The organism is Pseudactinotalea terrae (assembly GCF_009733845.1).
In the GTDB taxonomy this organism is placed as follows: Bacteria; Actinomycetota; Actinomycetes; order Actinomycetales; family Beutenbergiaceae; genus Pseudactinotalea; species Pseudactinotalea terrae.
Genome location: NZ_WNXZ01000001.1, coordinates 949,275 through 962,465, shown reverse-complemented (window position 1 = coordinate 962,465; position 13,191 = coordinate 949,275). Strand labels below are relative to the sequence as shown.

General features: G+C 71.3%; 13 protein-coding genes and 1 tRNA gene. 11 read left to right on the top strand and 3 right to left on the bottom strand.

The genetic code is table 11. The features are described from left to right. Positions 1 to 58 precede the first annotated feature (58 nt). The 6 genes from GPA03_RS04420 to GPA03_RS04395 all read left to right on the top strand — a co-directional run bounded on the left by GPA03_RS04420 (position 59) and on the right by GPA03_RS04395 (position 5,532). Positions 59 to 739, top strand: a complete 681-nt coding sequence (locus GPA03_RS04420) for a hypothetical protein (RefSeq protein ID WP_156250741.1) — start codon at positions 59 to 61, stop codon at positions 737 to 739. Further along, entirely contained in the window at positions 732 to 1,445 is a 714-nt protein-coding gene (locus GPA03_RS04415; protein ID WP_156250740.1) for a hypothetical protein, read from the top strand. The genes GPA03_RS04420 and GPA03_RS04415 overlap by 8 nt, the downstream gene beginning before the upstream one ends. Next, complete coding sequence (locus tag GPA03_RS04410) at positions 1,438 to 2,136, top strand: hypothetical protein (RefSeq protein ID WP_156250739.1); 699 nt, start codon at positions 1,438 to 1,440, stop codon at positions 2,134 to 2,136. Before GPA03_RS04415 ends, GPA03_RS04410 begins: the two co-directional genes overlap by 8 nt. 79 nt (positions 2,137 to 2,215) lie before the next feature. Further along, the gene (locus tag GPA03_RS04405) at positions 2,216 to 3,022 is read left to right on the top strand and encodes a siderophore-interacting protein (RefSeq protein WP_156250738.1); all 807 of its coding nucleotides are present in this window, start codon (positions 2,216 to 2,218) and stop codon (positions 3,020 to 3,022) included. A 52-nt stretch (positions 3,023 to 3,074) separates the two neighbouring features. Then, a complete protein-coding gene (locus GPA03_RS04400) occupies positions 3,075 to 4,493 on the top strand; it encodes a coiled-coil domain-containing protein (protein ID WP_156250737.1) in 1,419 nt (472 codons plus the stop codon). Then, complete coding sequence (locus GPA03_RS04395) at positions 4,486 to 5,532, top strand: hypothetical protein (protein WP_156250736.1); 1,047 nt, start codon at positions 4,486 to 4,488, stop codon at positions 5,530 to 5,532. The genes GPA03_RS04400 and GPA03_RS04395 overlap by 8 nt, the downstream gene beginning before the upstream one ends. Positions 5,533 to 5,549: 17 nt before the next feature. Here the strand turns inward: GPA03_RS04395 and GPA03_RS04390 are convergent, their stop codons facing one another. The 3 genes from GPA03_RS04390 to GPA03_RS04380 all read right to left on the bottom strand — a co-directional run bounded on the left by GPA03_RS04390 (position 5,550) and on the right by GPA03_RS04380 (position 8,048). Continuing rightward, positions 5,550 to 6,245 carry a glycerophosphodiester phosphodiesterase gene (locus GPA03_RS04390; protein ID WP_156250735.1) on the bottom strand — a complete coding sequence of 232 codons (696 nt, stop codon included), beginning with the start codon at positions 6,243 to 6,245 and terminating at the stop codon, positions 5,550 to 5,552. A 94-nt stretch (positions 6,246 to 6,339) separates the two neighbouring features. Beyond that, the gene (locus GPA03_RS04385) at positions 6,340 to 7,746 is read right to left on the bottom strand and encodes a sn-glycerol-1-phosphate dehydrogenase (RefSeq protein WP_241681086.1); all 1,407 of its coding nucleotides are present in this window, start codon (positions 7,744 to 7,746) and stop codon (positions 6,340 to 6,342) included. 228 nt (positions 7,747 to 7,974) lie between these two features. After that, positions 7,975 to 8,048, bottom strand: a tRNA-Leu gene (locus GPA03_RS04380). Between the two features lie 154 nt (positions 8,049 to 8,202). Here GPA03_RS04380 and GPA03_RS04375 point away from each other — a divergent pair. The 5 genes from GPA03_RS04375 (at position 8,203) to GPA03_RS04355 (ending at position 13,133) form a co-directional block, all read left to right on the top strand. After that, a complete protein-coding gene (locus GPA03_RS04375) occupies positions 8,203 to 8,841 on the top strand; it encodes an ANTAR domain-containing response regulator (protein ID WP_421958402.1) in 639 nt (212 codons plus the stop codon). A gap of 75 nt (positions 8,842 to 8,916) precedes the next feature. Beyond that, positions 8,917 to 9,537, top strand: a complete 621-nt coding sequence (locus tag GPA03_RS04370; protein WP_156250734.1) for a GNAT family N-acetyltransferase — start codon at positions 8,917 to 8,919, stop codon at positions 9,535 to 9,537. Between the two features lie 392 nt (positions 9,538 to 9,929). Then, positions 9,930 to 11,156 carry a quaternary amine ABC transporter ATP-binding protein gene (locus GPA03_RS04365; protein WP_156251346.1) on the top strand — a complete coding sequence of 409 codons (1,227 nt, stop codon included), beginning with the start codon at positions 9,930 to 9,932 and terminating at the stop codon, positions 11,154 to 11,156. Beyond that, positions 11,153 to 12,133: an ABC transporter permease gene (locus GPA03_RS04360; RefSeq protein ID WP_156250733.1), complete on the top strand. Its 981-nt coding sequence runs from the start codon at positions 11,153 to 11,155 to the stop codon at positions 12,131 to 12,133. Before GPA03_RS04365 ends, GPA03_RS04360 begins: the two co-directional genes overlap by 4 nt. A gap of 49 nt (positions 12,134 to 12,182) precedes the next feature. Beyond that, entirely contained in the window at positions 12,183 to 13,133 is a 951-nt protein-coding gene (locus GPA03_RS04355) for a glycine betaine ABC transporter substrate-binding protein (protein WP_194239493.1), read from the top strand. Positions 13,134 to 13,191 lie beyond the last annotated feature (58 nt).

Sequence of the window (13,191 nt, the reverse complement as noted above, 5' to 3'; positions counted from 1 at the left end):
GGGCCACGGGGTGAGGTGCCCATCGGTGAGGGCACGCGAGTGTGTTACAACACTGGGCATGGGGCATCGAGGGACATCGGCGCTGGTCGCAGCCGCGCTGGCGGTGACGGTGACAGGCTGCGGCGTTCTCGGCGGTGACGCCGGTGACGGCGCTGCCGGGTCTGACGGCGCAGGCAGCGACGCCGTCGAGTCGCACACCTCGATCGACCCTGCGCTGCTCGAGTGCGGATCTCCGGACGAGGAGGCCCCCAGCCGCCAGCTCGACGACATCGTGCTCACCACGGCCACGTGGGAGATGCCCGAGGGTTTCGCCGAGACCTTCAAGTACAGCGAGGACATGCCCGTCGAGCACATCGAGTCGTTCTGGGCGGCGGAACCGGCGACGGATCCGGTCGACCTCAACGTGCTCGCCGTGGTCGTCTACTCGGACCTTGACTGGGGGGCCGACATCGACGAGTGCGGTCGCGTGGCCGAGGCGACGATGGACGAACGGCTGGCGAGCTACCGGGAGGAGGGCGACGCCGAGCCGCTCACCGAGATCGAGTCGCTCGAGATCGCCGGGCTGCCCGCGCTGCAGCAGGACCTCTCGCTGCCGGAGTACTCCTACCGCGGCTACTGGGTGTTCAGCCGCAGCCAGCTGATCCATCTCTACTGCCAGTGGACCTCGGACGCGGAGAAGGACCGGGTGCTGACGGGGTGCGATGCGCTCGTCTCCTCGCTCACGGTGCCCGGTGCGTAGCCGGACGACGCGTCATCTCGGAGCGGCTGCTGCGGCGCTGCTCGGGCTGGCGCTGCTGGCCGGGTGCGCGATCCCCGGCTTCGGCGGCGACGATGCGACCGCACCCACCGACGGAACCTCGACGACCGGCCCGCGCGAGCCCGCCACGATGCCCACCGAGGTGCCGTCGTGGCTGCTGGAGTGCGGCGACCGCGACAAGGGCGACCGCGACGAGAGCCTGCAGCTGACGACCCTCGACCTCACCCAGGCCACCTGGAGCATGCCCGCCGGGTTCGACGAGGCCGCCGGATACTCCGAGGACAACCCGGTGGAGACCCTGCACAGCGAGTGGATCGCTGAGCCGACCGACCCGTCGCAGCCGAGTCTCAACGTCATCAACATCGTGATCTACACGGGTGTCGACTGGGGAGACCTGGCGGACGGCTGCGGGCGGGTGCCGCTGGCGGCCGTCGAGGAGAAGCTCGCCAGGTACCGCGAGCAGATCGCCGCCGAGCCGCTCGGCGAGGCCGAGATGACCACGCTCGCCGGGCTGCCCGCGATCAAGCAGGATATCGGGCTCGCGAGCTATGACTACATCGGCTACTGGCTGTTCACCGAGACCCAGCTGCTGCATCTGTACTGCCAGTGGACGCCCAGCGGCGACCAGGCGGTGATCGAGCGTGGGTGCGGCGACCTGGCCGCCTCGGTCGTGGTACCGGGTGCGTAGCCGTGGGCGTCGGACGCTCGCCGCGCTGACGCTGACCGCGCTGACCGGGCTCGCTGGGTGCGGCGCGCTCGGCGCCGGGGAGGACCCGACGAACGATGCTGCGTCCTCAGGTGGCCCCAGCGAGCCGGGAGAGGCCGCCACGATGCCGACCGAGGTGCCTTCGTGGCTGCTCGAGTGCGGCCAGGACGACAAGGAGCGCGAGGAGGCGCTGCAGCTCGCCGACCTCGATCTGACCGCTGCCACCTGGACCACGCCGCCCGGTTTCGTCGAGACCAGCAGCTACATCGAGGACAACCCGGTCGAGACGCTGCACTCCACGTGGTACGCGGAGCCGACAGATCCGCCGATGCCCTCCCTCAACGTCATCCAGGTCGTCATCTACACCGGCCTCGACTGGGACGGCCTCGCCGACGGCTGCGGCCGGGTGCCGCTGGAGGCGATCCAGGAACAGCTCGCCCGTTACCGCGAGCAGATCGACGCCGAGCCGCTGAGCGACGCCGAGATCACCACGCTGGCAGGACATCCCGCGATCCAGCAGGACATCGGGCTCGCCAGCTACCGGTACACGGGCTGGTGGCTGTTCAGCGAGACCCAGCTGTTGCACCTGTACTGCCAGTGGACGCCCGAGGGCGACCGTGACGTGATCGTGCGCGGATGCGACGACCTGGCGGCGTCCCTGCAGGTCGGCTGACCGCCCAGGTCGTGGGCAGCGAGTCGGCTTCACCCCTCCGATCGGGTTAGGCTTACCTAACCAACACGAGAGGGTGAGGATGGCTGACGGACGAGGGCGCGGTCAGCGCCCCCAGACGGTGCTCGAGGTGATCCGGACCGAGCGGCTGAGCCCGCACCTGACCCGCGTCGTCGCCGGCGGCCCGGGCTTTCGCGCGTTCCAGAACAACGAGTACAGCGACCGGTACGTCAAGCTGCTCTTCGCGGACCCCGCCGCCGGGCTGGAGCCGCCCTACGATCTCGAGACGCTGCGTGCCGAGCGCCCGGAGGCGCTGCCGCGGCTGCGGACCTACACCGTGAGATGGGTCGACGTCGAGGCTCAGGAGCTGGCGATCGACTTCGTGATCCACGGGGATGACGGCGTGGCGGGGCCGTGGGCCGCCACCGCACAGCCGGGCGAGCCGCTCGTGATGAACGGACCGGGCGGCGGATATGCGCCTGACCCCGATGCCGACTGGCACCTGCTGGTGGGGGACCTCTCGTCGCTGCCCGCGATCGCGGCCGCGCTGGAGGACATGCCTGCCGACGCCGTCGGGCACGCGCTGATCCAGGTCGAGGACGACGGCGACGTCGTCGATCTCGTCCGACCGCCCGGCATCGAGGTGACCTGGGTACGTGAGCGCGGGGACCAGGCGCTCGTCGACGCCGTCCGGGCACTGCGCTGGCGGCACGGTGACGTGCAAGCCTTCGTCCACGGCGAGCGCGAGGCGACCAAGCTGCTGCGTCGGCTGCTGACCGACGAGCGCGGCATCGACCGCGGGCGCCTGTCGGTCTCCGCCTACTGGGCACAGGGTCGCGTCGAGGACCAGTTCCAGGCCGAGAAGCGGGAGCCCGTCGGGCAGATCTGAGACCTTCTCGGGGAGCCCCCATGGGGCGGTTGATGCAACTAGTATCTTTCGGGTGACGGGGACACGGGGCGAGGCCGCGGGGGTGGGCGACGTCCACCGGCACGCGGTCGAGATCCTGCAGACGGCCCAGGAGCACGCCGATCGTCTCCGCGCCGAGGCCTCGCAGGCAGCAGCCGAGCAGACCCAGCACCTGGCCGAGCAGCGGCGCGAGCAGCAGGCAGCGTACGACGCTGCTGCCGCTGACCGCCGGGCCGCCGAGCTGGATCGCGCAGCCGCGGCCACCACCTTGGCGGCCGCACGCGACGACGCCACCCAGATTCTCTCCGACGCCGCGGACCAAGCGGCAGCGGTCACCTCGACCGCCGAGCGCTCGGCAGCCGCTGCGGTCGCTGATGCGCGCACCGAGGCGGCACGGCTGGTGGCGCAGGCGCGCGCTGATGCCGACGCCCTGGTCGCCGAGGCCGGCACCACGGCCGAGCGAGACCGCGACGAGGGCCGTGCCGAGCTGGAGGCGCTGTCCCAGCGCACGCACGCCGATCTCGACGCCGCCCGGCGCGAGGCGGAGGCCGCTGCCCACCAGATGACGCGGGACGCGCAGGAGCGGCTGGCCGAGGCCCAGGGCGAGGCGGAGCGGTTGCGCGCCGCGGCCGCGGCCGAGCACGAGCGCCTGCTGCACAAGGCCACGAAGGTGCTCTCCGAGCACCAGACCCGCGCCGAGGACCTGCTGGCCGACGCGGCTGCCACGCGGGAACGAACGCTGGCCGATACCCAGGCGGAGGCCGATGCCATCCTCGCCGAGGCGCAGGAGCACCTGAGCTGGGCGCAGGGGACCGTCGCGGGCCTGCTCGCCGGCGCCGAGAGCGAGGCCGAGGCACACCGCCGTCGGAACGCCGACGAGCTCGCGGCGCACGCGCGCAAGGTCCGAACGCAGCTCTCGCTGATCCTGGCGCGGTCCTCGCACCGGGTGCGGCAGCAGCTGGCCGAGGCTCGCGCCGAGGCCGAGGAGACCTCCTCGCGCGCCCTGGCGCTGGTCAGGGTCGCCGATGCCGATGCCGCCGCCACCCGCGCCCGTGCCGACGCCGAGGCGACCGACCTGATGGAGCGCGCCCGCGCGGAGGCCGCCGAGAAGGCCGCGCGGGCTGAGCAACGCCTCGCCGATGCCGCCGAAGGTGCCCGGCTGGTGCGAGAACGCACCACCGCCGACCTGGAGCAGCTGCAGCGGACCGCCTATGCCGAGACCTCGAAGGTCCGCGCCGAGGCCGTGCAGCTCCTCGACGACGCCCGCCGCGAGTCCCAGGAGCTGCGCGAGGAGGCGGCCCGGGTTCTCGCGGCCGCACGCGAGGAGGTCGCGAGCCTGCGGGAGCGTCGCGACGCGATCGCCGCCGAGCTCGACGGTCTCGCCGGTGCCATCGAGGCCCTCTCCGTACCCGACCACGCGGATCCATCCACTCAAGGAGCAATGAATGTCTGAGACCGCATTCCGTACCGTGCTGCGCGGTTACGAGCCCAGCGAGGTCGACCGCTACGTCGCGTCGCTCCAGGAGGCCACCGAGGCAGCCCGCGTCGCCGCCGCTGAACGGACCGTCGAGCTCGAGAAGGCACGCGCCCAGCACACCCAGGCACGCGACGAGACCCAGCAGCTCCGGCAGCGGGTCGCGCGACTGGAAGAGAGCTCGAAGACGAGCGCACCGCCGTCGTTCGCCGAGCTCGGCGAGCGCGTCGGGAAGATCCTGACGCTCGCGCAGGAGGAGGCAGGCCAGCTCCGGGCAGCCGCCCGCGAGGAGACGGACCGGGTGCTCACCGAGGCGCAGGCGAAGGCGGAGCGGATCCTGGAGCAGGCGCAGACCCACGCGGACGAGTCGATCTCGAGGACCGATGCCGAGGTCGCGCGCCGCCTCGCCGACGCGCAGCGACGGGCTGACGAGATCCTCGACGTCGCCGACCGCGAGGCCGCTGCCCGCCGCGAGGAGGCCGAGGCGGTGTACGAGCGCCAGCGCGCCCGGGCGGCCGCGGCGGCCACCGAGTTCGAGACCACGCTGGCCGAGCGGCGCGAGACCGCGGCCGCGGAGTTCGCCCGTGCGCTGGCGACGCAGGACCAGAAGCTCGCCGGTGCGGAGGAGCGACTGGCCGCCGTCGAGAAGGAGGCCGAGGTGCGCAAGGCCGATTCCGAGCGTGAGGCCGAGCAGGCCCTGGCTGCGGCCCGCGCGGAGGCGACCCGGCTGGTGCAGGAGGCCCGCGAGACCGCGGAGAAGGTGCGCCGCGAGTCCGATCGCGAGCTGGCGGCGGCGTCGCACCAACGCGAGGCGATCACGGCACAGCTCTCCAACGTGCGGCAGATGCTCGCGACGATCGGCGGGGGAGTGCAGGGTTCGATCCTCGACGCCGTGGTGCAGCAGGCCGAGAACGTGGCGTCCGAGCAGCCGGAGACCGAGCAGGTCGAGGACGAGGGGCCGGCCGAGGCCGACGCCACCTCCGCGGCACAGAAGAGCGCGGAGCAGCCCGCTTCCTGACCCGCCCGGGGCGCGTCCTAGCCGCTCAGCTCACGCAGCCACCGCATCGCCTGCGCGGTGTGATTGCTGGAGATCTCGTCGACGCCCAACGCGATCGCGTTCTCGAGCTGCTCGCGCGTGTGAACCATCCACACCGTGACGTCGAGGCCGGTCGCCTGGAGACCGGCGACCGCCCCGGCGGTCAGGTTCTCCCACCCGACGTAAGCGACGCGGCAGCCCAGCGCCTGGCACCGGTCTGCCAGACCGTCGTCGTAGCTGCTGGTGATGAGGCCCCGCCCGAACTTGGGCAGTGCCGCCGCCAGCTCGCGGACGGTGCTCGCGGAGAAGGAGGAGAGGGTCAGCCGCTCGCTGAGCTCGGGTCGCGGCCGCAGAAGCGCGACGAGCGGCTCGACGGCGGCGGGGTCCTTGACCTCGACCTGGATCGGGGCCTCGATCGCCTCCAGCACCTCGGGGAACGTGGGCACCTCCTCACCGCCGGCTCGCAGGGTCTTGATCGCCGCCAGGTCGAGGTCGTTGACCCGCCCGGTGCCATCGGTCGTGCGGTCCACGGTGGCGTCGTGCATGACGACCAGCTCTCCGTCCGCGGAACGGTGCAGGTCCAGCTCGACCAGGGCGGCGCCGGCGGCGACCGCTGCCCTGAACGAGCGGATGGTGTTCTCGGGATCGGTGTCCAGCGATCCGCGGTGGCCTGAGATGCGCGGCAAGGTGAGCACGGGAGGTTCTCCGGGGTTCGACGACGTGGGCGCCTACCCGATCAGGCGTGGGTGAACGGCAGGCGTGGAGCGGCTGATCGGCAGGTGACCGAGGTCACGACCACGGCCGTGCACTCCAGAAGCCGCCGGGGGCGAACAGCTCGGCCACGCACTCCCGCAGCAGGTTGGTCTCGACCAGCAGGTCCAGCACGGTGTAGCGGCTGCGGATCAGCTGCGCGCGTGCGTGGGTGGCACGGAACCGCGCCTCGCCGAGCCCGATCTGTGACGGGTGGGTCACGGCGCCGACCGCGCGGAGACGCTCCTCGATCTCGGATGCGGGCAAGAGCTGAGCCGCGAGCTGCGCCGAGAGCGACGGCCAGCGGTCGACCAGCAGGAGGAGGCGCTCCCGCAGCCGCTCCCGCGGCAGGTACTTCGCGCGGCACTCGGCCACCGCTGCCGCCGCCACCGGTGGCGGCAGTGCGGCACCGCGGACGCGTGCCTCCATCTGCTCCCAGGACGGCCACGCGGCGAGCGCGCCGTCGATGTCGAGCGCGGTCAGGTCGCGCCGGAGCAGCACCTCGTACAGCGCGCACAGCGCGATCGTGCCCAGACCCACCTTCATGCCGTGGGTGAGCGGCGGCTCGCGGTCGAGTCCGAGTCCCTCCATCTCCCACAGATGGGAGAACTGATGGCCGGCACCGGATGCGGGCCGCGAGGACCGGTGCGCCTGCATCGCCAGGCCGGACATCAGCAACCCGTCGGCGAGCCTGCTGATCGCACCGAGCTCACCGGCCGCGATCAGGTCGGGGTCGGCGAGGGAGGCCCGCAGCGGATCCTGCACGAGGTGCCAGACGCCGTCGTCGATCGCTTCGACACCGAGGGCGTCGGCGATCATCCAGTCCGCACCGGCCGGGACCTTCTCTATCAGGTCGCCGAACCCGCTCGCGGTGAGCCGGCCCGGCGCCGCGGCCATGACCGTGTAGTCGGCGACGACCACCGCCGGGGCCGGGCAGTACCGGGTGTTCTTGAAGCCGTCGATGCTGATCGAGGCACCATAGGCGGCGTACCCGTCCATCGACGCGGCCGTGCCCACCACCATGGACGGACGGCCCAGCTCGCTCGCGGCGAGCTTGACCAGGTCGTTCAGGGTGCCGGACCCGATCGCGACCGGCACACCCGGTCGCGCGCGCAGGTGCTCACGAACTCGCTCGACGTTCTCGTACCCGGCGTACACCGTCGGCATCCCCGGGAGCACGAGCGGGTCGCCGAGCGGGACCTGCGCCTGGCGCAGCGACGACTGCACCTGCGCACCGGCGACCTCCCAGGTGGTGGTGTCGGCGACGAGCACGGCGCCCGCGTCGGGCCCGAACGTGTCGACGAGCACGGCGCCCGCCTGCGCGAGGACACCCTCGCCCGCGAGGAGCGCCCGCGTGTCGGTCGCTCCCGAGAGTGCCAGGGCCAGGGCGCGCGCCGATCGATCGCCGTCGGGCTCATGGGACTCGGGACGGTCAGAAGGTGGCACCGAGCACTCCCGTTCTTGCGCCGTCGCACTTCGCGAGCTCAGTGCCCCGGGTGGGAGCCGCGCGAGCCGAGTGCTCGTTCCTCGCACGCGGACTCACGCTCCCGTCATCCCTCCCGCCGCACTTCGCGAGCTCAGTGCCCCGGGTGGGAGCCGCGCGAGCCGAGTGCTCGTTCCTCGCACGCGGACTCACGCTCCCGTCATCCCTCCCGCCGCACTTCGCGAGCTCAGTGCCCCGGGTGGGATTCGAACCCACACTGGATGGTGTTTGAGACCACTGCCTCTGCCGGTTGGGCTACCGGGGCGCCGAGGAGAACGCTAGCGCGTCGCCGGGCGGTTCCCGACAGGACGTGACGTTCCTCTCCTCGACTCGACGGCAGGAGCGGGCGCGGGAGCACTACGCTACGAAACGTGACCGAAGCCAAGCCGAAGAAGACCGCCAAGGACGACGAGCCCCTGCTGCTCGACCTCGATGAGGCCAGGAGCCCGGAGCCCGCGGCCGAGCGCGAGCCCGGCGAGCGACGCACGGTCGTCGTCGCCGAGGACGAGCCGCTGATCCGCATGGACGTCGTCGAGACGCTCAACGAGGCCGGCTACGAGGTCGTGGGCGAGGCCGGCGACGGCGAGACCGCTGTCATGCTCGCCACCGAGCTCGAGCCCGACATCGTGGTCATGGACGTCAAGATGCCCGTCCTCGACGGCATCACCGCTGCCGAGCGCATCACCAAGGCCCGGATCGCACCGGTCGTGCTGCTCACCGCGTTCTCCCAGACCGAGCTCGTGGAGCGGGCGCGCGATGCCGGCGCCATGGCGTACGTCGTCAAGCCGTTCACCCAGGCAGATCTGCTGCCGGCCCTGGAGATCGCGCTGCACCGCCACCGCGAGATCGCTGCGCTCGAGTCCGAGGTCGCCGACCTGACCGATCGGTTCGAGACCCGCAAGCGCGTGGACCGTGCCAAGGGCCTGCTGATGACCCGCATGGGGCTGTCGGAGCCAGAGGCGTTCCGCTGGATCCAGAAGACCTCGATGGATCGTCGTCTCACGATGCGCGAGGTCGCCGACGCCGTCATCGACCAGGTCGGCCGCACCGCCGACTGAGACCGCCCCCACGGCTGGCCCGGCAGGCGTAGGGTGTGGCGGGGTTCCAGTCGCTGTCACGGAGGGAGAGCACGCGTGCGGCACAGTCCGAACGCCAGGTTGATACGCCCTGACGACTTCCCACAGGTGGTCGAGCTCCTCAGGATCGCGCGCGCCGACTCCCCGCTGGGCCCACAGCTGTGCAGCCCGGACTCCGAGACCCTCACCGACCAGCTCGCTGCCTGGTGCGGGATGCCGGGAACCAATGTCCTCGTCGCGGATCACGGTGACGACGTCATCGTCGGTGCGGCGCTGACCCAGCACGTGGACGTCAACCTGTTCTCGGACATCGCCTTCCTGCAGCTCGAGGCCCTGTTCGTGGACCCGGCCCACCGGCGGCACGGGGTCGGCCGAGCGCTGATGGCGCTCGCCTCGCAGGTCGCTGTCGATCGCGGCGACAGCCACGTGGTGACGATGCCGCTCACCGGCAGCCGCTCCGAGCAGCGGTTCCTGTCCGGTCTCGGATTCCAGCCTGCTGCCACGCGCCGCATCGCCGAGACGGTCGCGCTGCAGCGACGGCTCGAGACCCTCGCCATCCCTCGCCGTGCGCGAGGCCTGGACGAGCTGATCGCCCGACGGCGTCGCTCCCGCGGGCTCCCGCCCACGCCTGCTCGTGGTCTCGCCCTGGGTGGGCACGACCGCAGCACCGCCTCCTGAACGGCCGGGATCGCCCTCTCCCTTCATCCGGTATGGCTGAGGTCACGATTCCCTAACGTTCTGGTGTGGGGTTGGCTCCGCTCTCAGCCGCACGATGACGCGGCTGAGAGCTGATCGAGGCCGGTCGAGCTGCCCTGCACGACCCGACAGGCTCCTGTTACGGTGCTTGAGGCGCGAAACCGTGTGCTGCACGGAATTGCGCCTCAGACCAAGGCCGCGGCCGTCACGGGGGGTGACGGGCGTATGGCGGCCGGTGGTGGCGCCGCTCCACAGCGGTGCGTGGCAGAGCCCGCCCCGGAAGCCCGGACCGTGACCCAAGACCTCGATGCGCTCTGCGCCGAGGCACAGGAAACGTGACCGAGACACACACACTGCTGAGCGCCACCGAATCGGTGGACAGCTCCGACGACCTCGCTCTCACCGTCGACGGTCTCTACAAGGTCTTCGGCAAGGGTGCTCGTGGAGCGGTCGAGCACCTGGAGAAGGGCGGTGACCGTGACGATCTCCCGCAAGGCACGACCGCAGCCGTCATCGACGCGAGCTTCCAGGTCAAGAAGGGCGAGATCTTCGTCGTCATGGGCCTGTCGGGCTCCGGCAAGTCGACGCTGATCCGCACCCTGAACGGGCTGTGGGAGCCGACCGCAGGGTCGGTGACGATCGGCGAGGACCGACTGGACGGCGCAACCCCGAAGCAGCTGCGCGAGATCCGCCGCAACCGGATCTCGATGGTCTTCCAGCACTTCGCGCTGCTGCCGCACCGCACGGTGGGTGAGAACGCCGCCTATGCGCTGCAGCTGCGGGGCGTGGGCAAGGCCGAGCGCATGGCCCGGGCCGAGGAGGCGCTGGCGATGGTCGGCCTCGACGGCTGGGGCAGCTATCTGCCCTCCGAGCTCTCGGGCGGCATGCGACAGCGGGTCGGCCTCGCCCGAGCGCTCGCGGCCGGCACCGACATCCTGCTCATGGACGAGGCCTTCAGCGCGCTCGACCCCCTGATCCGCAAGGAGATGCAGGACCAGCTGCTCGAGCTGCAGGCGCAGCTCGGCATGACGATCGTGTTCATCACGCACGACCTCAACGAGGCGATGCGCCTCGGGGATCGCATCGCGATGATGCGCAACGGGCGGATCGTGCAGGTCGGTACCCCCGAAGACATCCTCACCGACCCGGCGAACGACTACGTGGCGCAGTTCGTTGCCGAGGTCGATCGGTCCCGGGTGCTCACCGCGAGCTCGGTGATGGAACGCCCGGTCGCCGTCGTCGGCCCGGACGCCGGGCCTCGCACCGCGCACCGCCTGATGCGTGAGCACCAGACCCCCGCGCTGCTGGTCGTCAGCCGTGACCGACGCGTGCAGGGGATCGTCTGGGAGGACGACGTCGCCGAGGCGTTGCGGCAGGGCAGCGACAAGCTTCCGCGGATGTCCCGCGACGTCGCGCGCGTGGCCCCCGACGCGCAGGTCGCTGACCTGTTCGCCGACGCCGCTGCCACCCGCGCACCGCTCGCCGTCGTGAAGGAGGACGGCGTGCTGGTGGGACTGATCCCACGCGTCACCCTGCTGACCGCCCTCGCTGATCCGGCGTCGAACGGCGAGGACGACGACACGACCGGAGGTGCACGATGAGCTGGCTTCCCGACATCCCGCTCGGTCTCGGTGCCGAGGCGTTCGTCGACTGGATCAAGGCCCACCTCCCGGGCCTGCTGTCGTGGATCGCCGGCTCCTTCAACGACAGCGCTGGTGCGATCACCGACTTCCTGCTGCTGTTCCACCCGCTGCTGGTCGCCGGCATCTTCGTGCTGATCGCCGCATGGGTCCGGTCGCTCTGGTTCGCGGCGTTCACCGCCGTCGGCATGGTGCTGGTGATGAGCATGGGGCTCTGGAACGAGGCCATGCAGACGCTCTCGATGGTGCTGGTCGCGACCCTGGTCGCGCTCGTCATCGGGATCCCGATCGGCATCCTTGCCGCGCGCAGCTCGGTCGTCAGCACGATCGTGCGGCCCGTGCTCGACTTCCTGCAGACGATCCCGGCGCTCGTCTACCTCGTGCCCGTGGTGATCTTCTTCAGCATCGGGTACGCCCCGGGCATCGTCGCCACCATCGTGTTCGCGATCTCGCCGGGCATCCGGCTGACCGAGCTCGCCATCCGGCAGGTCGACGCCGAGACCGTCGAGGCGGGTGAGGCGTTCGGCGGTACCCCGTGGCAGATCCTGCGCGGCATCCAGCTCCCGCTCGGGCTGCCGACGATCATGGCCGGCGTCAACCAGGTCATCATGCTCGCGCTCTCGATGGTCGTCATGGCCGGATTCGTCGGCGCCCCCGGCCTGGGGCAGACCGTGACCAACGCGTTCGGTCGCGTCGATGTGGCTGTCGGTTTCGAGGCCGGGCTGGCGATCGTCATCCTCGCGATCTTCCTCGACCGCCTGACCGGCGCCATCGGGAAGCCGACCGCGCACTCGCTGGCCGCCAAGGTCCGCGGCCGACGCACCGTGGCCGCGCAGACCGCCGCCGCGGAGCCGCAGGGCGACGACGAGCCGCACGCCGACGACCAGCAGCCCGGCGAGCCCGAGCAGGCCGCACGCGCCGTGGGTTCCGGCGTCTGAACTAGTCCACCCACCATCGAACCAGGACATCTGGAGAGAAGGAGTACACATGAAGTCCCGTACGACGATCGGCCGCCGCCAGGTGGTCGCCCTGGGTGCGGCTGCCGCGCTCGGGCTGACGCTCGCAGCGTGCAACCCTGACAACAGCGACTCGGGCAGCAACGGCAGCGGCGACCCCACCACCTCGGAGAGCGGCGGGGGCGAGGACATGGGCACCATCACGCTCGGCTACATCCCGTCGTGGACCGATGGTCTGAGCACCGCCCACCTGCTCGAGAACAAGCTGGAGGAGGCCGGATACACGGTCGAGCACCAGGAGCTCTCGGACGCCGGTGTGCTGTACACCGCGCTCGCCCAGGGTGACGTCGACATCTACCCCTCGGCGTGGCCCGAGGTGACGCACGCCTCCTACATGGAGGAGTACGCGGATCAGATCGAGGACCTCGGCTTCTACTACGAGGGTGCCGTGCTGACCTTCGCGGTGCCCGAGTACAGCGAGATCAACTCGATCGCCGAGCTGCCGGAGTACGTCGACGAGCTCGGCGGCCGGATCGTGGGCATCGAGCCCGGCGCTGGTCTCACTGAGGCCACGCAGGACAGCGTGATCCCCACCTACGGTCTCGACGAGGCGGGCTTCACGCTCGCCACCTCCTCGACCTCCGCGATGATCGCGGAGCTCGAGAGCGCCATCAGCGCCGAGGAGGAGATCGTCGTGACGCTGTGGCGGCCGTTCTGGGCGAATGCCGAGTACAACGTGCGTGATCTCGAGGACCCGGAGGGCGCGTTCGGCGAGCCCGAGGCGCTGCACTGGCTCGCGCGCACCGGCTTCACCGAGGAGTTCCCGGAGGTCGCCGAGTGGATCGGCGAGATCAAGCTGGACGACACCCAGTACGGTGCGCTCGAAGACCTCGCCACGGTCCAGAACGCTGACGACCCGGCAGCGGGTGTCGAGGCGTGGCTCGAGGAGTACCCGGACCTGGTGCCGCCGCTCGGCGGCTGATCGACGCTGGATCCGCGACGGCCGGGCCCCCGCACGGGGTGCCCGGCCGTCGTCGTCG